We start from the raw sequence: 19,303 nt of genomic DNA, 5'->3' as shown, positions 1-19,303 counted from the left end.
GCACGTCAGCGGCAATATGGCCCGCGTCCCATGTCGAGATGCAGGTGATCCTGATGAAAGGCGTCCCCATCCGGGCCGATCACGATGTTGAAGCGTGCGCAGCCGGCGCGGTGCGCGGCGCGCAGGAACCCCTGCTCGTCGCCCGGCCCACGCCATCCGGATTTCACCGCCACCGTGCGGCCGTTCGCCAGCGTGAAGCTCGCGACATCGACCGCGTTCGCACGCGCATGTTCGGAAAGCCGCGCGCCCGGCTGGCTGTTGCGCGTGCGGCAAGCATAGGTGCCGTAGCTCTGGATGCGGACGACATCCGCCCCGAAATGATCGCGCGCCGCCGGGCGCACGCCTTCATGCACCCACCGGTAGAGCGATTCGGCGACGGGACACGAAACCGCCTTCAGCCCGGCCACAGGCACGCCGATGTCGAGCAGCAGCACCGCGTTCTCGTATCCGCACTGGCCTTCGACATGCGGATCGAGCTTGCGATACTTCAACCCCTGGATGCGATCGAGCCGCGCGAAGCAGGCCGCTGCGTCTTCCGGCGGGCGCGATTCCGGCGGGCGCCCCGAAACCGGCGGCGCACCGCCCGAGCAAGCCGCAACGGCAACAAGCGACAAGGCGGAAAGAAAGCGACCCCACATGCCTTTCTTTTAGCGCGGCAGCCATCCCCTGCAACCGACCCCGCCCTTTTCGGCCCATCGCTTTTTGACGCGCGTGTTAACCTTGCTTCAATCCGCATCGGGAAACCTCCCACGAACCGCTCCTGAGAGAGCTAAGTAAGAGTTGCGGGGTACGGGTAGCGTATGAAACGGGTGTTCTTCCCGCGAGCAGAGACCGTGCTCGACGGAATCTATGTGGAGTTGGTGCGCAGCCTTTACGCTGCGTTCATCCCCTCGCTGATCATGAGCGTCGGCTTCATCGCGGGCGGTTGCCTGGCGGTTCGCGAAACCGGCGACATGACGCTCGCAATCATCGTCGCCTTGGGGACGCTCACGAGCCTCATCCGGCTCGCAGTCGCCTTTGGCGGCCGCAAGGAAGCGTTCGATACAGGGCTCGGCCTCGCGCGTGCCCAGCGTCTGGAACAGTATTTCGCGGTCGCTTACCTCGCCTTCGCAGCGTGTCTCGGCGCGTATGGCGTGCGCATCTTCACGCTGCCGGCGCCTGAAGCACACCTGTTCACCGTTACGATGCTCGTTGGCTACGGTGCCGGAGTTTCCGCCGGAATGGCGCTGCGGCCACGCCTTGCGATCGCCAGCATGGCCTTCGGCATCGTACCGGGCGTCACGGCGGCCTTCATGGTGCCGAACGAGAGCTACTGGGCCACCGCCGCGATGATGACCGCGCTGCTCGCCGGCGGCATCCGCAGCCTGCTCGATCGCTACCGCTTCACGGTGCGGGAGATCAGCCGGCGCATTACCTTCGGCAATCTCGCGCGCACAGACGGCCTCACCGACCTGCCAAATCGCCTCGCGCTTCGTGAATGGTTCGAGGAGCATGTCACGCTCAATTCGCGCGCCGGGCTCGTCGCGGTGCACTGCCTGGATCTCGACGGCTTCAAGACCGTCAACGACGAGCACGGCCACCCGGTGGGCGACGCGCTGCTCGCGGCGGTCGGCAAGAGGCTCGCCTACATCATTCGCGACACGGACATGGCGGCGCGGCTCGGCGGCGACGAGTTTGCGGTCGTTCAATGCGGTATGAGACACCCGGAGGAGGCCGCCGTGCTCGCGCGGCGCATCGAGGCGGCGATCCGCCAGCCGTTCCGGCTCGGCGGACGGGTCGCGAAAATCTCAACCTGCATCGGCTACGCCGTTTCAGACGACCGCGCCGAAGATCTCGAACCCCTCATCAGCCGCGCCGACGAAGCCCTTTACATCGCCAAAAGGCGCGGCGTCGGCATCGCCGCACACACCACCGAGGAAATAGCTGTCCCTGCCGCCGCCTAGCGGAAGCGCAGATTCTCGCGCGAGAGATCGGCAAGCGTACGCGCGCCCATCAGCTTCATGTCGCGTTCGATCTCGCCGCGCAGCTTGGCGAGGATGCGTTCCACGCCCGGCTGCCCCGCCGCCGCGAGCGCATAGAGGTAGAGCCGCCCACCCGAAACCGCGCGCGCACCCATCGAAAGCGCCTTCAACACATGCGTGCCGCGCCGCACGCCGCCGTCGAGGATGATCTCCAGCCGGTCGCCGACGGCGTCCACGATCTCCGCGAGCTGATCGAACGGCGCGCGCGACCCGTCGAGCTGACGCCCGCCGTGGTTCGAAATCATGATCGCGCTCGCACCGATATCGATCGCCCGGCGCGCACACTCCACGGACATCACGCCCTTCAGGCAGAACGGCCCGCCCCATTCGGCGCGGATCGCCTCGGCGGCTTTCCAGTCCATCGTCTGGTCGAGCAGCGAGGTGAAATATTCGCTCACCGTCACCGCTGTGTTGCTGCCCTGCTTGATGTGATCTTTGAGGTTCGAAAGCTCGAATCGCTCCCGCAGCAGGTAATTCAGCGTCCACGACGGGTGCGTGGCGAAGCTGAACATGCTGGCAAGCGTCAGCTTCGGCGGCGAGGTGAAGCCGGTACGGAAATCGCGCTCGCGGTTGCCCCCCACGATCGTGTCCACGGTGAGCGCCAGCGCATCGAAACCGGCGGCCTTCGCCGCCTGGATCATGGCGCTATTGAGCCCCTTGTCCTTGTGATAATAGAACTGGAACAGCTTCGGCGTGGAAATCGTGCGCCCGATCTCCTCGAGGCTCACGGTCGCAAGACTGGAAACCCCGCAGAACGTGCCGAACTTTTCTGCCGCCCGCGCTACGGCGCGTTCGCCGTCGTGGTGGAACAGGCGCTGAAGGGCTGTCGGCGAGAGGAATAGCGGCATCTCGATGCGCTTGCCGAACAGCGTGGTGGACATGTCCACCGTTTCCACGCCCGCAAGAACGCGCGGCACCAGGTCGCAGTCAGTGAACGCGGCCGTGCTCCGCGCCAGCGTAATCTCGTCGTCCGCGGCGCCGTCGATGTAGTGGAACACGGGCGCAGGCAGGCGCTTTTTCGCAAGTTTGCGGAAATCTGCGATGTTGTGACAATCACTGAGACGCATGGCGAACTCCCCCGACCTTTTCGCCCCGCCTGTAGCACCCGTATCGCTTGCCACAAAATGGCCATTTGACTCTTCGCCGCGCATCTCTATGAGCGGCGGCGGGCCACGCCGTCCCAACGCGGCGCGCGCTCTCTGTAAGGAGAGATTATGACTGACGTTACGAAACCGGGCACCCTGCCCGCTCGCCCCCAGTTTTCTTCCGGCCCCTGCGCCAAGCGCCCCGGCTGGGATCCCCTGAAATTCAATCTCGACGTGCTCGGCCGCTCGCATCGCGCCAAGCTCGGCAAGGCGCGCCTGAAGCTCGCCATCGACCTCACCCGCAAGGTGCTGGGCGTGCCGGACGATTACCGCATCGGTATCGTCGCCGCCTCGGACACCGGCGCGGTGGAAATGGCGATGTGGTCGATGCTGGGCACCCGCCCCGTCACGACGATTGCCTGGGAGAGCTTCGGTGAAGGTTGGGTCACCGATGTCGCCAAGCAGCTGAAACTGAACCCCACGGTGCTGAAAGCGCCCTACGGCGAGCTTCCTGATCTCGGCACCGTTGATTTCGCCAGCGACGTGATCTTCACATGGAACGGCACCACCTCGGGCGTCCGCGCGCCGAACGGCGACTGGATCCCGGCGGATCGCGAAGGCCTTACCTTCGCCGACGCGACCTCCGGCGCGTTCGCGCAGGATCTGCCGTGGGACAAGCTCGATGTCACCACCTTCTCGTGGCAGAAGGTGCTGGGCGGCGAAGGCGGGCACGGCGTGCTCATCCTCTCCCCACGCGCGGTGGAACGGCTTGAAACCTACACGCCCGCATGGCCGCTGCCGAAGATCTTCCGCATGACCAAAGGCGGCAAGCTGATCGAAGGCATCTTCGTCGGCGAGACGATCAACACGCCCTCGATGCTGTGCGTCGAGGATTATATCGACGCGCTCGAATGGGCGGACGGGCTCGGCGGCTGGAAAGCCCTCGCCGCCCGTGCGGATGCCAATGCGGCCGCGCTCAATGCATGGGTCGAAAAGACGCCGTGGATCGAGAACCTCGCGGTCGACCCCGCGACGCGCTCGAACACCAGCGTCTGCCTGAAGATCACGGACCCGCGCGCCGACGCGGAAACGCCGAAGAAGATCGCCTCGCTCCTCGAAAAGGAAAACGCGGCGCTCGACATCAACGGCTACCGCGACGCGCCCGCAGGCCTCCGCATCTGGTGCGGCGCCACGGTCGAAACCGCCGACATCGAGGCGCTGACGCCCTGGCTCGACTGGGCCTTCGAAACCGTCATCTCCCAATAATCGTCTCCGGCTTTCCCGCCGATCCATTGACGTTGAATTGAAAGGCACTTCCATGCCCAAGGTTCTGATTTCCGATAAAATGTCCCCGAAGGCCGCAGCAATCTTCAAGGAGCGCGGCGTTGATTTCGACGAGAAGCCCGGCCTCACCAAGGACGAGCTTAAGGCAATCATCGGCCAGTACGATGCGCTCGCAATCCGTTCGGCCACAAAGGTTACGGCCGACATTCTCGAAGCCGCGACCAACCTGAAAGTCGTCGCCCGCGCCGGTATCGGCGTCGACAATGTCGACATTCCGGCTGCGTCCGCAAAGGGCGTGATCGTGATGAACACGCCGTTTGGCAACTCGATCACCACGGCCGAGCACGCCATCGCGCTGATGTTCGCGCTCGCCCGTCAGCTCCCGGAGGCGGACGCCTCCACGCAGGCCGGCAAGTGGGAAAAGAACCGCTTCATGGGCGTCGAGGTCACGGGCAAGACGCTCGGCCTGATCGGCGCAGGCAATATCGGCTCGATCGTCGCCGACCGCGCGCTCGGGCTCAAGATGAAGGTTGTGGCGTTCGATCCGTTCCTGACGCCGGAGCGCGCCGAGGACATCGGCATCGAAAAGGTGGAGCTCGACCAGCTTCTCGCCCGCGCAGACTTCATCACGCTGCACACGCCGCTCACCGATTCGACGCGCAACATCCTCAGCCGTGAAAACCTCCTCAAGACGAAGAAGGGCGTGCGCATCATCAACTGCGCGCGCGGCGGCCTCATCGACGAGGCGGCGCTGAAGGAACTGCTCGATTCGGGCCATATTGCAGGCGCCGCGCTCGACGTGTTCGTCACCGAGCCCGCGCATGAAAGCCCGCTGTTCGGCACGCCCGGCTTCATCTCGACACCGCACCTCGGCGCGTCCACGGACGAGGCGCAGGTGAACGTCGCCATCCAAGTCGCCGAGCAGATCTCGGACTTCCTGCTGTCGGGTGCCATCACCAACGCACTCAACGTGCCTTCGCTCTCCGCGGAAGAAGCGCCGAAGGTCCGCCCCTATATCGAGCTTGCCGAAAAGCTCGGGCTCCTTGCGGGCCAGCTCGCCAAGGGCGCGGTTAGCCACGTGACCGTGGAGGTCGAGGGCGCGGCATCCGAACTCAACATCAAGCCGATCACGTCGGCGGTCGTCACCGGCCTGATGCGGCCGATTTCGGACACCGTGAACATGGTTAACGCTGTTCACATCGCCCGCGAGCGCGACATCGGAATCGCGGAAGTCCGCCACGAACGCGAGACCGACTACCACACGCTGCTGCGTGTGACGGTGAAGACCGAGGAAGGCGAGCGCTCGGTCGCGGGTACGCTTTTCGGTATGAAGCACCCGCGCCTCGTCGAGCTGTTCGGCATCAAGGTCGAGGCCGATCTCGACGGCTCGATGCTGTTCATCGCGAACGAAGACAAGCCGGGCTTCATCGGCAAGGTCGGCAGCGCGCTCGGAGAAGCGGGCGTCAACATCGGCACCTTCCACCTCGGCCGCCGCGGTCAGGGCGGCGAGGCGATCCTGCTGCTATCGGTCGACGGCGACATCGCCGATCCGCTGCTGTGGACGCTCTGCAAGCTCGATGGCGTGAAGGACGTGAAGGCCCTTCGCTTCTAGACCGCGATCGGTTCAGGCTGAATCAGCCTGAACCGTGAATCGCTGTCCAAGCTAATGATTAGAGACTGATTCACGTTTGAGATGGAAGCGCGTCGCGCTTCCATCTCAAACGATCAGGCTCTAAGTAACGTTATGCGCGGCCTGAACCTTGTTTCGGGCCGCGCACGCCGCTAGAGCCGGGCCACCATGACCGATCCGATCTCCAAGGGCCTGCTCCCCGAAGGCTTCCGCGACCGCCTGCCGCCGCAGGCCGAGGCGGCCGCCGACCTGCTCCGCACCCTGCTGGATCAGGTTTCGGCGCATGGCTACGAGCGCGTCTCGCCGCCGCTCGTGGAGTTCGAGGACAGCCTCGTCACGCGCCTCTCCTCCGCGCGCCCGCAGGATCTGCTCCGTTTCGTCGATCCGCTGTCGCAGCGCACGCTGGCGCTCCGTCCCGATATCACCGCGCAGGTCGGCCGCATCGCCGCCACGCGCATGGCGCACATCGCGCGCCCGCTGCGCCTCGCCTACGGCGGCCCCGTGCTCCGCGTACGCCCGGCACAGGTCGGCCCGCAGCGCGAGGCGATGCAGATGGGCGCCGAGCTGATCGGCTCCGATCACGTCGATGCCGTCGTCGAACTCCTCGGCATCGCGCTCGAAGCCTTGTCTGCGGCAGGCCTCACCGACATGTCGGTGGACCTCACCCTCCCCGATCTCGTCGGCACGCTCGCCGCCGGCCCGTGGCCCGTCACCGAGCCGCTCGCCGACGTGCAAACCGCGCTCGACGGCAAGGATGCCGCCGCGCTGCAGGCACTCGGCGCCGCGCAGTACAGCACGCTCATCGAAGCCGCCGGCCCCGCCGATACCGCGCTCGCACGCCTCAAGGCGCTCGACGCCGCAGGCGCGCTCGACACGCGCATCGCGGGCCTCGAACGGCTGGTGGCAACCGCTGCCCCGCACGCCGCCGTCACCATCGATCCCACCGAGCGTCACGGCTTCGAATACCAGACGTGGATCGGCTTCTCCGTGTTCGCTGCGGGCGTACGCGGCGAGGTCGGCCGCGGCGGCACCTATCTCGTGCGCCATCCGGGCGGCGGCGAGGAAACGGCGGTGGGCTTCTCGCTCTACGTCGACGGCCTCGTCGATGCGGGTCTCGGCGCCTCGCGCCGCCGCCGCCTCTTTGTGCCGCTCGGTGAAGCCGCGCAGGCCGCCAAACTGCGTGCCGAGGGCTGGACAACGGTCGCCGCGCTCACCGACGCGGACACGCCCGCCCGCCTGCGCTGCGACTACGCGCTGAAAAACGGCGAACTCATCAAGCTCTAAAGCGCCGCTTTCAGGAACGCATCCACCTCCGCCGTCGCGGCATCATCGCTCTCGCCAAGCTTCTGGTTGAGTTCACCATGGCTGCTGTCCGGCACAGCCACCGCCCGCGCCTTCGCGCCCGCCTTTTCAAGCGCCTGCACCAGCCCTCGCGATTGTCCGAGCGACGCATCGCGCCCCTCGACATAAAGCGCCAGCCATGCAGCGGCGTTCGGCGGCGCGGTATGCGTCATAGGCGATAGCGCGCTCTGCCGTTTCGGATCGTCCCCAAATGCCGGGCCATACAGCTTCTGCACGATCGGCCCGCCAGTCTTGATGTGCGCAGCCACGTCATACCCCGCGCCGTCCAGAAGCACGACCGCCTTCACCGCGCCCATCGGCACGTCTGCAGCCTTCAGATATTGCGGATCGGTCGCCACCAGCGCTGCGAGGTGCGCCCCGGCGCTATGCCCCATCAGCGCGATCCGGTTCGGATCGATGCCATATTCCGCCGCGCGGAACCGCAGCATGTCGATCGCGGACGCAACGTCCGCCGCCTGCTGCTCCACGGTCGCCTGCGGCACCAGACGGTAGTTGATCGAGGCGAAGGCATAGCCTTCGCCCGTGAAGTGCTCCGGCTTCCGCCCCGATGCCTGCCTTTTGTCCCCAAGGCTCCACGCCCCGCCATGAATGAACACAATGAGCGGCGCGGGCACCGCGCCCTTGGCGCGATAGAAGTCGATCGCCTGCCGCGCGTCGTTCCCATAGCTCACCGTCACGGTCGGCATCGCGCCCGCGCCGGGGCCGTTGCGCATCGCATCGAGCGCGCGCTTGCACTCGTCGGAGACCTTGTCGCGGTTTTCGATGATGCACTGGCGGATCTTGAGCTTGTTCGCCTTGTCGCTGCCGCACAGCGTCTCCATGTCTGCGCGGCAGGCCATCAGCCCGCCGCCCATGCCCCCGCCCGGGCGTGGCTGCGCTGCCGCAGCGCCCGCCAGCAGCAGCACGGCCCATCCGATCATCCGCCTTGTCCGCATCTTTTCTCCAGTCCCGCACGAGCCGATACGCCTGATAGCGTGAATATCCTTCGTCCGCCCATGCAAAAGCCGTGGACGCACAGGCCCGACAACCCTAGTGAGTGCCGCCGTGTATCGACGCTGAATGGAGACGTCCCCGAAATGGCCAATGTGACCGTGATCGGCGCCCAGTGGGGCGACGAGGGCAAAGGCAAGATCGTCGACTGGCTATCGGCCCGCGCCGATGTCGTCGTGCGCTTCCAGGGCGGTCACAATGCGGGCCACACGCTCGTCGTCGGCAACAACACCTACAAGCTGAGCCTGCTGCCGTCGGGCATCGTGCGCGGCACGCTGTCCGTCATCGGTAACGGCGTCGTACTCGATCCGTGGCACCTCAAGGCGGAAATCGAGAAGCTGCGCGGCCAGGGCGTCGCGATCAGCCCGGAAAACCTCATCATCAGCGAAACCTGCCCGCTGATTCTCCCGTTCCACCGCGATCTCGACGCGCTCCGCGAGGACGCGAGCGGCGCCGGCAAGATCGGCACCACCCGGCGCGGCATCGGCCCGGCGTATGAGGACAAGGTCGGCCGCCGCGCGCTCCGCGTTTGCGATCTCGCGCACCTCGATGAGGCCGGCCCGCAGATCGACCGCCTGCTCGCGCACCACAACGCGCTGCGCGCCGGTTTCGGCGTCGATCCCATCGATCGCGACGCGCTGATCGCCGACCTTGAAGCCATCGCGCCCGAGGTTCTGCCTTATGCCGGTCCAGCATGGGTCGGCCTCAACGAGGCCCGCCGCGCGGGCAAGCGCATCCTCTTCGAAGGCGCGCAGGGCGTGCTGCTCGATGTCGACCACGGCACCTATCCGTTCGTCACCAGCTCCAACACAATCGCTGGCACGGCGAGCGGCGGCTCCGGCCTCGGCCCGTCTGCCACCGGCTATGTGCTCGGCATCGTCAAGGCGTACACCACACGCGTCGGCTCCGGCCCCTTCCCCACCGAACTCGACGACGCAACCGGCCAGCGCCTCGGCGAGCGCGGCCACGAGTTCGGCACGGTCACGGGCCGCAAGCGCCGCTGCGGCTGGTTCGACGCCGCGCTGCTGCGCCAGTCGATCGCCGTTTCCGGCGTCACCGGCATCGCGCTCACCAAGCTCGATGTGCTCGACGGCTTCGAAGAATTGAAGATCTGCACCGGCTACGATGTGAACGGCGTTCACTACGATCACCTGCCGGCCCACCCCGCCGCGCAGGCCGCCGCGAAGCCGATCTACGAGACGTTCGACGGCTGGCACGAATCGACCGCCGGCGCCCGCAGCTGGGCACAGCTCCCCGCGCAGGCGATCAAGTACGTCCGCCGTATCGAGGAACTCATCGGCTGCCCGGTGGCGCTCGTCTCAACCAGCCCGGAACGCGAAGACACGATCCTCGTGACGGACCCTTTCGCGGACTGAGCGTCTGTCCGCTCAGGCGCGGGCGCGGGACCGCCGTAGCGCGGCAAGCCCGACGATTCCGAGACCCAGCAGTGCAAGTGTACCCGGCTCGGGTATCGGCGCGACGTCCGCGATATCGGCAAGGATCACCTGGAACCTCGCCTCGCGCCCGGTGAAATTGAAAACGTCGTACCGGCCGCTCTGATACCCGATCGATAGCCCGTCGTCGGTAAAGTTCAGGATCGGCGCGCCGCCCTCACGCGTTACGAGGCCATCGGAAATCACCGACAGCCCCACGATTTTCTGCGCGCTGTCGAACACGATATTGCCGATTTCCAGAATGAACGTCTGGAAATCCCACGTGTCGCGCGAATCGAGCGTCAGCACGTTGGTCGCCGCGTCCCAGTCCACATGAACGATACCGCCGCCCCAATGGCTGGGATTCCTCACGAAATCGCTGCTGTCGAGCTCGTTGCCGGCGCCCAGCACGGACCCTGTCCGTTCATGGACGAGTGCCCCGCGCACGCTATAGTCCGGCAGGTCCGCCTCCGTGCGAAAATCCGCGCTGATGACGGCGGCGGCCGCATGAAAGCTGAGCAGCGAAGCCGCTGCCAACGCGCCAAGAAATCTGAACATGATCCAATCTCCTTGCCGGTATCCGGACGAGGGCGTGACACGGCAGCCGCGACACCGCGCGGGCGTTTTCACGTCTCAGTTTACAGGAGCGGTTCTAAACGGTTGGTTTCTTCTTGAAGCCGCGCGGCACGATGCCCTTCGCCTCCTCCACTTCCACGCGCTCCACCTTCGCGGCGGGTGGGCCTTCGTGGCAGGCGGCGATCAGCTTTTCGATGGCTTCGTCGGAACCCACGGCGAGCGCCTCCACCGTGCCGTCGATGCGGTTGCGCACCCAGCCGTCGAGGCCAAGGCCCTGCGCGGTTTCCAGCGTCCATGCGCGGAACCAGACGCCCTGCACGCGGCCATGAATGCGCAGCCGCCGCGCGGTCCGGTCCGTCATCCCACCTGTGCGCGGTGCATGAGGAAGGCGTCTGCGAGCACGCAGGCCATCATCGCCTCGGCAACGGGCACGGCACGAATGCCGACGCAGGGGTCATGCCGCCCCTTGGTCATCACTTCCACCGCCTCGCCGTAGCGCGTGATCGTCTGCACCGGCGTCAGGATCGACGAAGTCGGCTTCAGCGCGATGCGGCAGACGACGTCCTGCCCGGTCGAAATGCCGCCCATCACGCCGCCGGCGTGGTTCGTGTCGAACACAGGCGGATCGCCCGCCCCTGCCCCCGGCCGCATCCGGTCGGCATTGTCTTCGCCACGCAGGCGCGCCGCCGCGAAGCCGTCGCCGATCTCGACGCCCTTCACGGCGTTGATCGACATCATCGCCGCCGCGAGTTCGCCGTCGAGCTTCGCATAAAGCGGCGAGCCCCAGCCTGCGGGAACCCCGCTCGCTAACACCTCGACCACCGCGCCCACCGAAGAACCGGACTTGCGCACGCTGTCGAGCAGCACCTCCCAGCGCTTCGCCGCATCCGGGTCCGCGCACCAGAAGTCGTTGTCGCCGAGCGTGTGCGCCGCGAACCGCTCCGCGCGGTCGCCGCCGATCTCCACGACATGCCCGAGAATGCCGACACCCTCGATCACCTTTCGCGCCACCGCCCCCGCCGCCACGCGCGCCGCCGTCTCGCGCGCCGACGAGCGCCCGCCGCCGCGATAGTCGCGGAAGCCGTATTTCGCGTCGTATGTGTAGTCGGCGTGGCCGGGCCGATACTTCTCGGCGATGTCGCCGTAGTCCTTCGAACGCTGGTCGACGTTCTCGATCAACATCGAGATCGGCGTGCCCGTGGTCTTGCCCTCGAACACGCCCGAAAGGATTTTTACCTCATCGGGCTCGCGCCGCTGCGTCGTGTGGCGGGACTGGCCGGGCTTCCTTTTGTCGAGCCACGGCTGGATATCGGCCTCGGTGAGCGCGATCCCCGGCGGGCAGCCGTCGACGACGACGCCGAGCGCCGGGCCATGGCTTTCGCCCCACGTCGTGAACCGGAAGATGCGGCCGAAGCTGTTGAACATCAGGCGAGCGCGATGTCCGGCGCGTCCTCGGCCTTCATGCCGATCACGTTGTAGCCGGCGTCGACATGGTGGATTTCGCCCGTCACCCCGCTGGCGAGGTCGGAAAGCAGGTAGAGCGCCGCGCCGCCCACGTCTTCGATGGTGACGTTGCGCCGCAGCGGACTGTTCAGTTCGTTCCACTTCAGAATGTAGCGGAAGTCGCCGATGCCGCTCGCCGCCAGCGTCTTGATCGGCCCGGCGGAAATCGCGTTCACACGGATGTTCTCCGGCCCGAGGTCCATGGCGAGATACTTGACGCTCGTTTCAAGCGCGGCCTTCGCCACGCCCATCACGTTGTAGTGCGGCACCACCTTCTCGGCGCCGTAGTAGCTCAGCGTCAGCACCGAGCCGCCATTCGGCATCATCGCCCGCGCGCGGCGCGTCGCCGCGACAAAGCTGTAGGCGGAGATGTTCATGGTCAGCAGGAAGTTTTCGAGGCTGGTATCGACATATTTGCCGCGCAGCTCGTTCTTGTCCGAAAAGCCGATGGCGTGGACGAGGAAGTCGATCGTCGGCCAGCGCGCCGCCAGCGTTTCGAACGCGGCATCGAGCCCTGCCATGTCGGAAACGTCGCAATCGATCAGGAAATCCGATCCGACGCTTTCGGCGAGCGGGCGCACGCGCTTTTCCAGCGCTTCGCCCTGATAGCTGAACGCGAGTTCCGCACCATGATCCGCCAGCGCCTTTGTAATCCCCCACGCCAGCGAACGTTCATTCGCGAGCCCCATGATCAGCCCGCGTTTTCCCTGCAACAATCCAGCCATGTCTGCTTTCAGCCTTTCGGTTGTCCCCCCGATTCCGCGTCCTTTTGCCCATTTTCGGGTTCCATTGCCAGTGCCGCGTTGAGCTCGGCGCCGATCACGAATCCCATGCCCGCAATGAAGAAGAACAGGAGCGTGATCATTACGCCCGCGAGTGGCCCGTAGAAGCGATCGTAGGTGGAAACGTCGGCGAGCAGGCGCGGCAGGATCAGCGTCGCCCCCACCCATACGCCCGCGGTAACGGCGGCCCCCGGCCATTTCGGCCCCAGTTTGCGGAAACGCCCCGGCGTCAGGCTGTGGAACAGCAGGTAGAGCGCGATGAACAGGATCACGAGCGGCCCCAGCCGCCCGATGTCGATGATCTGCTCGACCATGTCGATCCATGGCAGGAAGCGGACCACAACCTCCTCCGCCGCCACGATGATCACCTGCGCCGCGAACGCCGCCAGCATCAGCATCACACTGCCGAGGATCACGGCGAGGCTGCCAAGCCGACGCTGCCAGACGGGCGCGGCATATTCGGCATGATAGGCGCGGCGCAGGATATCGCGGATCGTCTCGATGTAGCTCCCCGCCGTCCACAGGCCGACGACGATCGAGAAGGTGAGGATGCCGGTCGATCCCTGCATCGCAGCCTCGATCGGCGGGCCGACGATCCCGGCGACGGATGGCGGCAGCGTCCGCAGAAAGCCTTCGACCGCTTCGAGCCCGGCGTCGGACCGGCCGAGCATCCCCGCAATCGTACCGAGCACGATGAAAAACGGAAACAGCGCCAGCATCGAAAGATAGGCGAGGTTCCCGGCGTGGATGAAGCCGTCGTCCCACACGCCCTTCGCGACGCGAAAGGCCACGCGAACCGCGCGCCGCTCTTCCTCAAGCAGCCGCGCGAAAAGACGGATCATGCCATCCCGGCGCGGGGATCGTGCGCCTTGCCGCTGTCCCACCCTTCCGCGAACGCCTTCAGCGCGGCGTCGCTCTCGGGAATCACGATCGCCAGCGTCACCAGCAGATCGCCGCGCCCGCCGTCTTTCTTGTGGAAGCCCTTGCCTTTCAGGCGCAGCACCTTGCCCGAAGAGGCGCCCGGCGGCACGGAAAGCATCACCGAACCGCTCGTCGTCGGCGCCTTCACCTTGGCGCCGAGCACGGCCTCGTCGAGCCGGATCGGCAGATCGAGGCGAATATCGTCGCCATCGCGCTTGAAGAAGCGGTGCGGCGCGGTGCGCAGCGTCACGATGGCGTCGCCGCTGCCGCCCGGCCCCGCCTCGCCCTGACCGGCAAGCCGGATCTGCTGGCCTTCCGCGAACCCGGCGGGGAGCTTCAGGTCCACCGTCTTGCCGGAGGCGAGCGTCACACGCTGCGGCTTCAATTCGGCGGCTTCGGCGAAATCCACGGCAAGCTTGTAGGCAACGTTGCGGCCTTTGGCAGGCGGCTGGCGCGGCCCCGCGCCGCCCCCGAAATCGAATCCGCCGAAACCGCCACCGCCGCCACGCCGCCCGCGCCCGAACAACTCGGAAAGCAGATCGTCCGCAGCGCCTGCAAAACTGAAATCCTCGCCGCCGGGGCCAGCACCGCCGGTGTGCGTGCGGCTATAGCCGCCGCCCGGCCCACCACCGAAACCGAACGGCATCTTCGGATTGCCCTGCTCATCGATCTCGCCGCGGTCGTACTGCGCGCGCTTGTCCTTGTCGGAAAGCAGGTCGTAGGCCGCCGTCACCTCGGAGAATTTCTCCGCGGCTTTCGGGTTGTCCTTGTTGCGGTCGGGGTGCAGTTCCTTGGCCAGCTTGCGGTAGGCGGATTTGATTTCCGCATCGCTTGCCCCGCGCTGCACACCAAGGGTCGAATAGAGATCGCTCATCGTCCCTACGCTCACCACAATGCCTCCGGAAAATCCACTGTTGCCGAAATACAACAGGCTGGAGATAGGGAGGAATTTCAGCGCCGCAAGAGGCGCTTAAGCGGTCTTTTCGTACCAGCCGCGCGATCGGTTCACCACCGCGACCAGCGAAAGCATCACCGGCACCTCGATCAGCACGCCCACCACCGTGGCGAGCGCGGCCCCCGACGTGATGCCGAACAGGCTGATCGCGGTCGCCACTGCAAGCTCGAAGAAATTGCTGGCGCCGATCAGCGCGGAGGGGCCCGCGATGCAGTGCGCCTCGCCGAAAGCCCGGTTCGCGACATAGCCGATGCCGAAGATCAGATAGCCCTGAATGGCGATTGGCACGGCGAGTAGCGCGATGACGAGCGGCTGCGCAAGGATCTGCTCGCCCTGGAAGGCGAACAGCAGCACCAGTGTCGCGAGCAGCGCGGCAAGCGAGATCGGCTGGATCGCGGCGAGCGCACGTTGCAGCCGCACTTCGCCACCCGCCGCGAGCAGCCGCGTACGCACGACATGCGCGGCAATCACCGGCACGACGATGTAGAGCCCCACCGAAATCAGCAGCGTCTGCCACGGCACGGTGATCGCGGAGAGGCCGAGCAGCAGCCCGACGATCGGCGCGAAGGCCACCACCATCACGGCGTCGTTTAGCGCCACCTGGCTCAAGGTGAAATGCGGCTCGCCCCGGCAGAGATTGCTCCAAACGAACACCATCGCCGTGCAGGGCGCCGCGCCGAGCAGGATGAGCCCCGCGATATAGGATTCGATCTCCGCTTCCGACAGCAGCGGACGGAAGAGCCAGCCGATGAATAGCCAGCCGAGCGCCGCCATCGTGAACGGCTTGATCGCCCAGTTGAGCGCGAGCGTGACGCCGATGCCGCGCCAGTGCGCACCGACCTGCCGCAGCGCGGCGAAATCGATCTTCATCAGCATCGGGATGATCATCAGCCATACGAGCACGGCGACCGGCAGGTTGACGCTGTAAAGCTCCGCCCCCGCGATCGCCGCGAACAGCCCCGGCATTGCCGATCCGAGCAGGATGCCCGCCGCGATGCAGGCGATCACCCACAATGTCAGGTAGCGCTCGAACAGGCTCATGCCGCGTCACCCTTCCCGATCTCCGCGAGCCGATGACGGAGACTCAGCCGGTCGATGGATGCGATGGGAAGCGCGGTGAACAGCGAGATGCGGTTCTTCAGCTGGCGATAGGCATCGAAGAACGCGGCGTGGATTTCGGCGTCGCTGCCCTCCACGGCGGCGGGGTCTGCGATTCCCCAGTGCGCCGTCACCGGCTGACCCGGCCAGATCGGACACACCTCGCCCGCCGCATTGTCGCAGACCGTGAACACGAAATCGAGCTTCGGCGCGTCAGGCTCCGCGAACTCGTCCCAACTCTTGGAGCGCAGCTCCTCTACGGGGTGCCCGAGGCTGCGGAGCACGTCGAGCGCCGCCGGATTCACCGCGCCGCGCGGATGGCTGCCGGCGCTGAACGCCCGAAACCGCCCCTCCCCGATCGCATTCAATATGGCTTCGGCCAGGATCGAGCGCGCCGAGTTCGCAGTGCAGAGGAAGAGGACGTTGTAGGGCTCCATCGCCTCACCCGCAGCAGCGCTGGCCGGTCGCGGCCGGATCGGCGGCGATACGGCTGAGTTCCGGGCCGGTGCCGTAGTCCACGGATTCACCCGTGGTCAGGAACGTTTCCCACGCGATGTCCTGCGGATCGGCGATCCAGCTCTTGGTGGACTTCGCGTAGCAGCAGGTCGTGGCGCCCTCGTCGAGCACGGGGCGATCCGCCTTCTGCAAGCGCGCATAGACCTCCTCCAGTTCGCCTGCGTCCTCAACCTGAATGCCGAGGTGCGATAGCCCCGGCGCCGCGCCCTCGTGCGCAGAGATGGCGAAGTTGACGCGCGGATCCTCGAGCATCCACTTGGCATAGTCGGCCTTCACCACGGTCGGCTCGGCGGCGAACAGCGTGGAATAAAAGCGAGTCGAGGCTTCAAGGTCGCGCACCGCGACATGGACGTGCAGGCGTTTCATCGGTCAGGCTCCTTTGGCGAGACGTTCAGGGGCCGCGACATCGGCGCACGCGCGTCCGCCGCAGCAATTTTCGAGAAGATAGTCGGCAAGCCCGCGAACGGTTTCGAAGCGAGCGCTGTAGAGCAACGTTCGCCCGAGTCGGATTTTCGCGACCAGCCCCGCCCGTTCAAGGTGGGCGAGGTGGAACGACAGCGACGAGGGTGGAATCTCTAGCCGCTCGGCCACCGTTCCGGCCGGAAGCCCTTCGGGTCCAGCTTCGACGAGCAGGCGGAAGGCGGCAAGCCGGTGCTCCTGCGCCAGTGCGGAGAGGGCCGCGATCGCGGTTTCACTGGTCGTGATGCTCATAGGCCGACTCACCTTTCTATATTTCCAGAATTATCGAATTAAAAAATCAGGGTCAACACATATTTCGAGAATGATCGAAACATCAAAGCGTGCAGTTCCCTCCCCGCTCCGCAGAGTCTATGAAGCGCGCCATGACGACGCTTCCCGACGATCCCTTCGAATTCTTTGGCCGCTGGTTTCAGGAGGCATCCGCTTCCGAGCCCAGTGACGCCAACGCCATGTCGCTCGCCACTGCCGATGCCGACGGCCGGCCCTCGGTGCGGATTGTGCTGCTGAAGGATGTCGATCCGGGTGGCTTCACCTTCTACACGAACACGCTGAGCCGGAAGGGCCGCGAGCTTGCCGCGAACCCGCGCGCGCACCTCAATTTTTTCTGGAAATCGCTGGGCCGCCAGGTCCGCATTGACGGCGCCGTGCAGCCGGTGAGTGCGGCCGAGGCCGACGCCTATTTCGCCATCCGCCCCCGCGCCTCGCAGATCGGCGCGTGGGCGAGCTTCCAGTCGGAGCCGCTGGACGACCGCGCGACGCTCGAAGGCCGCGTTGCCGAATTCACCGCGAAGTATGATGGCGGCGACGTGCCGCGCCCGCCGCACTGGTCGGGCTACCGCGTCGTGCCCTCGCGAATCGAATTCTGGCAGAACCGCGAGAGCCGCCTGCACGAGCGCTACATCTACGACCGCGCCGGCAGCGGCTGGGCGCGCTCGATGCAGTATCCGTGATGGACGCCACGAGGCTGGAGGCGCGCGGCAAGCTGACCCGCCGCGCGGCGATCGCCTCGTTCTCGGCGGCGCTCGTCCTCGGCGTGGTCAAGGCCTATGCGGCGATGGAGACGGGCTCCGTTGCAATGCTCGGCTCGCTCGCCGACACCGCGCTTGATCTCATCGCCTCGATCATCACGCTGATCGGCGTGCGCGTCGCCGCCGAACCCGCCGATGCCGATCACCGCTTCGGCCACGGCAAGGCGGAGCCGATCGCGGCGCTTCTGCAAACCGTGTTCATCACCGTTTCCGCCATCGGTATCGGCTGGCGCGCGGTGCAGGCGTTCACGAACGAGACGCCCCCAGCCGAAGCCGAACTCGGTATCGGCGTTTCGATTTTCGCGATTCTGGTGACGCTGGCGCTCGTCTCCTACCAGCGCGTCATCGTCAGCCGCACCGGTTCGCTCGCGATCGATGCGGACCGGATGCACTATCAGTCGGACCTGCTGCTGAACCTCTCGGTGATCGCGGCGCTGGTGCTCGATGCGATGCTCGGAATGCGCGGCGCGGACCCGCTGTTCGGCGTGTTCATCGCGCTCTGGCTGGTGTGGGGCGCCTTCAAGACCGCGCGGCACGCGCTCGACATGCTGATGGACAAAGAGTGGCCGGACGAGAAGCGCGAAGCTTTGAAAGCGCTCGTCTGCGCGGTTCCGGGCGTCGAAGGCATCCACGAACTCAAGACCCGCCATGCCGGGCACACCGATTTCATTCAGTTCCACATCTGGGTCGATCCGCACATGACGGTTCAGGCCGCGCACGACATTGTCGATGTCGTCGAGGCCGGCGTGCTGGAAGCCTTTCCCGGCAGCGACATCCTCGTCCACGTCGACCCGAGCGGCCATTTCGATACGCACGCCGCGCAGGAAGAGAGCCATGCCAAATAAGCTGCCCTTCGCCCAGATCGATGCCTTCGCGGCGCGCGCCTTCGAAGGCAATCCGGCGGCCGTGATGCCGCTCGATGCGTGGCTCGCGGACGATGTGCTGCAGGCGATCGCCGAAGAAAACAACCTCGCCGAAACCGCCTTCTTCATCCCTTCGGACGCGCCGGACGCGGACTACGATCTCCGCTGGTTCACCCCGGCGATCGAGGTGGACCTGTGCGGCCACGCGACGCTCGCAAGCGGCCACTATCTTCTCTCGCGCGACGTCGATCTTGATCGCATCCGGTTCCGTACCCGCCTCGCCGGCGTGCTGGAGGTTCGGCGCGCAAACGGTGCCTACGAACTCGATCTCCCCGCCCGCCGCCCGACGCCCGACGCAGCGGACCCGCGCGTGGTGAAGGCGATCGGCCTTACGCCCGAAGCCGTCCTCTCCTATCCGGGGGAAAACTGGCTCTACGTCGTCCCCGACGCTGCGTCCGTCCGCGCCATGAAACCCGATTTCGGCCTGCTGCGCGAGGTCGGCAATCACCTCATCGTCGTTACCGCGCCCGGCGACGGCGCGTTCGACGTCGTCAGCCGCGTCTTCGCGGCAGGCGCCGGCATAGACGAAGACCCTGTCACCGGCGCCGCGCACGCCATGCTGACGCCCTACTGGGCGGAGCGGCTCGGCAAGCCCGCGTTCCGGGCGTTTCAGGCGAGCCCACGCGGCGGCCGCGTCGCCTGCCGCCTCGAAGGCGAGCGCGCCGTGCTCGGCGGCACCTGCGTCACGGTGATCGAAGGCAGCTTCACCCTTTGAA

At 66.2% G+C, this 19,303-nt stretch carries 21 protein-coding genes; 8 read left to right on the top strand and 13 right to left on the bottom strand.

From position 1 onward, the window contains the following. Positions 1–5: 5 nt before the first annotated feature. A complete protein-coding gene (locus ACE3TJ_RS18635; protein WP_374598892.1) occupies positions 6–638 on the bottom strand; it encodes an extensin family protein in 633 nt (210 codons plus the stop codon). Between the two features lie 162 nt (positions 639–800). Here ACE3TJ_RS18635 and ACE3TJ_RS18630 point away from each other — a divergent pair, with 162 nt between their 5' ends. Beyond that, positions 801–1,943: a diguanylate cyclase domain-containing protein gene (locus tag ACE3TJ_RS18630; RefSeq protein ID WP_374598890.1), complete on the top strand. Its 1,143-nt coding sequence runs from the start codon at positions 801–803 to the stop codon at positions 1,941–1,943. Here the strand turns inward: ACE3TJ_RS18630 and ACE3TJ_RS18625 are convergent. Then, on the bottom strand, positions 1,940–3,088 hold the full coding sequence (locus ACE3TJ_RS18625; protein WP_374598888.1) for an alpha-hydroxy-acid oxidizing protein: 1,149 nt from the start codon (positions 3,086–3,088) through the stop codon (positions 1,940–1,942). The genes ACE3TJ_RS18630 and ACE3TJ_RS18625 overlap by 4 nt on opposite strands. 147 nt (positions 3,089–3,235) lie before the next feature. On the opposite strand from ACE3TJ_RS18625, the gene ACE3TJ_RS18620 reads away from it, so the two are divergent. The 3 genes from ACE3TJ_RS18620 to ACE3TJ_RS18610 all read left to right on the top strand — a co-directional run bounded on the left by ACE3TJ_RS18620 (position 3,236) and on the right by ACE3TJ_RS18610 (position 7,304). After that, entirely contained in the window at positions 3,236–4,372 is a 1,137-nt protein-coding gene (locus tag ACE3TJ_RS18620; protein ID WP_374598887.1) for a phosphoserine transaminase, read from the top strand. Positions 4,373–4,424: 52 nt separating this feature from the next. Beyond that, positions 4,425–6,002, top strand: coding sequence for a phosphoglycerate dehydrogenase (serA, locus tag ACE3TJ_RS18615; protein ID WP_374598885.1), 1,578 nt, complete (start codon positions 4,425–4,427; stop codon positions 6,000–6,002). A 186-nt stretch (positions 6,003–6,188) separates the two neighbouring features. Continuing rightward, a complete protein-coding gene (locus ACE3TJ_RS18610) occupies positions 6,189–7,304 on the top strand; it encodes an ATP phosphoribosyltransferase regulatory subunit (protein WP_374598883.1) in 1,116 nt (371 codons plus the stop codon). Here the strand turns inward: ACE3TJ_RS18610 and ACE3TJ_RS18605 are convergent. After that, the gene (locus tag ACE3TJ_RS18605; protein WP_374598881.1) at positions 7,301–8,302 is read right to left on the bottom strand and encodes an alpha/beta hydrolase; all 1,002 of its coding nucleotides are present in this window, start codon (positions 8,300–8,302) and stop codon (positions 7,301–7,303) included. The genes ACE3TJ_RS18610 and ACE3TJ_RS18605 overlap by 4 nt on opposite strands. A gap of 156 nt (positions 8,303–8,458) precedes the next feature. Here ACE3TJ_RS18605 and ACE3TJ_RS18600 point away from each other — a divergent pair, with 156 nt between their 5' ends. Then, positions 8,459–9,748 (top strand): adenylosuccinate synthase, encoded by a 1,290-nt coding sequence (locus ACE3TJ_RS18600; protein WP_374598879.1) that lies wholly within the window; start codon positions 8,459–8,461, stop codon positions 9,746–9,748. A gap of 12 nt (positions 9,749–9,760) precedes the next feature. On the opposite strand, the gene ACE3TJ_RS18595 is transcribed toward ACE3TJ_RS18600, so the two are convergent. The 10 genes from ACE3TJ_RS18595 to ACE3TJ_RS18550 all read right to left on the bottom strand — a co-directional run bounded on the left by ACE3TJ_RS18595 (position 9,761) and on the right by ACE3TJ_RS18550 (position 16,867). Continuing rightward, positions 9,761–10,363, bottom strand: coding sequence for a PEP-CTERM sorting domain-containing protein (locus ACE3TJ_RS18595; protein ID WP_374598877.1), 603 nt, complete (start codon positions 10,361–10,363; stop codon positions 9,761–9,763). Positions 10,364–10,457: 94 nt separating this feature from the next. Beyond that, entirely contained in the window at positions 10,458–10,742 is a 285-nt protein-coding gene (locus tag ACE3TJ_RS18590; RefSeq protein ID WP_374598875.1) for an acylphosphatase, read from the bottom strand. Further along, positions 10,739–11,809, bottom strand: a complete 1,071-nt coding sequence (aroC, locus tag ACE3TJ_RS18585) for a chorismate synthase (protein WP_374599458.1) — start codon at positions 11,807–11,809, stop codon at positions 10,739–10,741. Before aroC ends, ACE3TJ_RS18590 begins: the two co-directional genes overlap by 4 nt. After that, the gene (fabI, locus tag ACE3TJ_RS18580; RefSeq protein ID WP_374598873.1) at positions 11,806–12,609 is read right to left on the bottom strand and encodes an enoyl-ACP reductase FabI; all 804 of its coding nucleotides are present in this window, start codon (positions 12,607–12,609) and stop codon (positions 11,806–11,808) included. The genes aroC and fabI overlap by 4 nt, the downstream gene beginning before the upstream one ends. Positions 12,610–12,617: 8 nt before the next feature. Continuing rightward, positions 12,618–13,508, bottom strand: a complete 891-nt coding sequence (locus ACE3TJ_RS18575) for a YihY/virulence factor BrkB family protein (protein ID WP_374598871.1) — start codon at positions 13,506–13,508, stop codon at positions 12,618–12,620. Then, entirely contained in the window at positions 13,505–14,461 is a 957-nt protein-coding gene (locus ACE3TJ_RS18570) for a DnaJ C-terminal domain-containing protein (RefSeq protein WP_374599455.1), read from the bottom strand. Before ACE3TJ_RS18570 ends, ACE3TJ_RS18575 begins: the two co-directional genes overlap by 4 nt. 96 nt (positions 14,462–14,557) lie before the next feature. After that, entirely contained in the window at positions 14,558–15,583 is a 1,026-nt protein-coding gene (arsB, locus tag ACE3TJ_RS18565) for an ACR3 family arsenite efflux transporter (protein WP_374598869.1), read from the bottom strand. After that, positions 15,580–16,077, bottom strand: a complete 498-nt coding sequence (locus tag ACE3TJ_RS18560) for an arsenate reductase ArsC (RefSeq protein WP_374598867.1) — start codon at positions 16,075–16,077, stop codon at positions 15,580–15,582. Before ACE3TJ_RS18560 ends, arsB begins: the two co-directional genes overlap by 4 nt. Positions 16,078–16,081: 4 nt before the next feature. Then, positions 16,082–16,522: an ArsI/CadI family heavy metal resistance metalloenzyme gene (locus tag ACE3TJ_RS18555; protein ID WP_374598865.1), complete on the bottom strand. Its 441-nt coding sequence runs from the start codon at positions 16,520–16,522 to the stop codon at positions 16,082–16,084. Between the two features lie 3 nt (positions 16,523–16,525). Further along, positions 16,526–16,867, bottom strand: a complete 342-nt coding sequence (locus ACE3TJ_RS18550) for an ArsR/SmtB family transcription factor (RefSeq protein ID WP_374598863.1) — start codon at positions 16,865–16,867, stop codon at positions 16,526–16,528. A gap of 131 nt (positions 16,868–16,998) precedes the next feature. Between ACE3TJ_RS18550 and pdxH the strand changes: the two genes are divergently transcribed. Genes pdxH through ACE3TJ_RS18535 form a run of 3 tightly spaced genes read left to right on the top strand, consistent with a single transcriptional unit; the run spans position 16,999 to position 19,302 of the window. Further along, positions 16,999–17,586: a pyridoxamine 5'-phosphate oxidase gene (pdxH, locus tag ACE3TJ_RS18545; RefSeq protein WP_374598861.1), complete on the top strand. Its 588-nt coding sequence runs from the start codon at positions 16,999–17,001 to the stop codon at positions 17,584–17,586. After that, on the top strand, positions 17,586–18,509 hold the full coding sequence (locus ACE3TJ_RS18540) for a cation diffusion facilitator family transporter (protein ID WP_374598859.1): 924 nt from the start codon (positions 17,586–17,588) through the stop codon (positions 18,507–18,509). The genes pdxH and ACE3TJ_RS18540 overlap by 1 nt, the downstream gene beginning before the upstream one ends. Then, positions 18,499–19,302, top strand: a complete 804-nt coding sequence (locus ACE3TJ_RS18535; protein WP_374598857.1) for a PhzF family phenazine biosynthesis protein — start codon at positions 18,499–18,501, stop codon at positions 19,300–19,302. Before ACE3TJ_RS18540 ends, ACE3TJ_RS18535 begins: the two co-directional genes overlap by 11 nt. The last annotated feature ends 1 nt before the right edge of the window (position 19,303 follow it).

The sequence above is a fragment of the Sphingosinicella sp. genome (genome assembly GCF_041916975.1).
GTDB lineage: Bacteria > Pseudomonadota > Alphaproteobacteria > Sphingomonadales > Sphingomonadaceae > Sphingosinicella.
The sequence above is the reverse complement of the archived record's forward strand: the minus strand, read 5'-3'. Positions and strand labels throughout refer to the sequence as shown.